Here is a 368-nt window from a genome sequence, read left to right as displayed (position 1 = left end):
CGCTGGCGCGCTCGGCCGCGGCCGGATCGGCGGCGGGGGCGAAGCCCGGCGCGGCGATCAGCTCGCCGGCCAGCTCGCGCCACGGGCGCCACTGGCTCAGGCCGTCGCGCCAGACCAAGGCGTCGGGGCCGAGTTCGCCGCGCTCGTGCAGGGCGATCATCTGCGCCGGTTCCAGCGGCCCGTGCCGGTTGCGCTCTTCGTCGCTGTAGTACCACTGGGCCATCGCGGCGTCCGTTTCCTGGTCTCGATCGGCGGCCATGATGCCATCGCGGCGCCGGCCGATCATGGCGATTGGCGCATCGCGCCGCGGTCGGCGCACGCGGCGCCGGCGCATTGCGGCGCGCGAGTCGCGGCAGGCGCGAGCGGGC

Annotated in this window: 1 protein-coding gene; it reads right to left on the bottom strand. The window is 76.6% G+C overall.

Annotation, left to right across the window (positions count from 1 at the left end; all coding sequences use genetic code 11):
- Nucleotides 1-259, bottom strand: a 259-nt coding sequence (locus A7A76_RS21460) for a DUF4339 domain-containing protein (RefSeq protein WP_206413213.1), incomplete at its 3' end; no start/stop codon positions are given.
- Nucleotides 260-368 lie beyond the last annotated feature (109 nt).

It is taken from the genome of Lysobacter enzymogenes, from assembly GCF_017168095.1.
Lineage (GTDB): Bacteria > Pseudomonadota > Gammaproteobacteria > Xanthomonadales > Xanthomonadaceae > Lysobacter > Lysobacter enzymogenes_D.
This window is presented reverse-complemented; position numbering and strand designations above follow the sequence as displayed.